Origin of the sequence: Streptomyces milbemycinicus (genome assembly GCF_002154605.1) — a bacterium.
GTDB lineage: Bacteria > Actinomycetota > Actinomycetes > Streptomycetales > Streptomycetaceae > Streptomyces > Streptomyces milbemycinicus.
In genome coordinates this window covers 1-1,239 of sequence record NZ_MUNE01000626.1, presented here as the reverse complement: position 1 = coordinate 1,239, position 1,239 = coordinate 1, and the positions used below count along the sequence as shown (strand labels likewise).

Genomic DNA, 1,239 nt, shown 5'->3' with positions numbered 1-1,239 from the left:
CCTCCTCGCCTCGCTCCCCCCGGCCCGCCGCGAGACCCTGGTGGCAACGGCCGGGCCGCAGCCCGGGACGTACCGCTTCGACATCCGCCTCCAGGGCGAGGGGGAGACGGTCTTCCTTGAGTTCCGCTAGCTCCCAGGCGGCTGCTTCCACCGACGACAGCGGACTGCTGTCGCCGGTTCGGGTCGGGTCGGCCGTCGAGGAGGCCACCGGGGACTTGGCGTTTCTGCAGGCCATGCTGGACGCGGAGGCCGCGCTCACCCGGGCACAGTCCGCGCTCGGGCAGGCGCCCGGCGCGGCGGCGATGGCGGTGGCGGACGTGGCGCGGGCCGAGCTGTACGGCGTGCGGGACCTCGCCGTACGCGCCCGCGCCGGGGGCAACCCGGTCATCCCGCTGGTCGCCGACTTGACGGCGGCTGTGGCCCGTACGGACCGGGAGGCGGCCGCGTACGTCCATCGCGGCGCGACCAGCCAGGACATCCTGGACACCGCCACGATGCTGGTCACCACCCGCGCGCTGCCGCTGATCCTGGCCGACCTCGGGCGTACGGCCACGGCCCTCGGCCGCCTGGCGGCCACCCACCGCGACACCCCTATGCCCGCCCGCACCCTGACCCAGCACGCCGTACCCACCACCTTCGGCCTGAAGGCGGCAGGCTGGCGCGCCCTGACCCTGGACGCCCACGACCGCCTCGCCGCGATCCGGCTGCCCGCCCAACTGGGCGGCGCGGCCGGTACGTTGGCGGCCTTCGCCGCACTGGCGGAGGGCGCAGCCGGGACGGCAGGGTCGCCTCGTGCTGCCTCGGCCTCTGACGCCGGCGGCAGGCCTCCCGGCGAGGTCGGCGGCCCGGCGCCAGATGCCTCGGACTGGGCAGGCCCGAGGGCGGAGGCCGAGGCGGGCGATGACCTCGGCCTTCAGCTCGTGGCACGGTTCGCCGCCGAGCTGGGGCTCGCCGAGCCCGCGCTGCCCTGGCACACGCTGCGTACGCCCGTGGCCGATCTCGGGGCCGCGCTCGCCTTCGCCGTTGGTGCGCTGGGCAAGGCCGCGGCGGATGTCCTGGTGCTGTCCCGGACGGAGATCGGGGAGGTCGCCGAGGGCAGCGGGGGCGGGTCGTCCGCGATGCCGCACAAGAGCAACCCCGTCCGCGCCACGCTCATCGCCGCCGCCGCGCGGCAGGCGCCCGGGCTCGCCGCCACGCTTCTGGGCTCGCTCGTCGCTGAGGACGAGCGGCCCGCCGGGG

Annotated in this window: 1 protein-coding gene and 1 pseudogene; both read left to right on the top strand. The window is 76.8% G+C overall.

What is annotated here, in order from left to right:
- Positions 1-130: pseudogene (locus tag CCN51_RS58410) on the top strand (protocatechuate 3,4-dioxygenase subunit alpha); the annotation flags it as partial.
- A 103-nt stretch (positions 131-233) separates the two neighbouring features.
- Positions 234-1,239, top strand: a 1,006-nt coding sequence (locus CCN51_RS40925) for a lyase family protein (RefSeq protein WP_245881778.1), incomplete at its 3' end; no start/stop codon positions are given.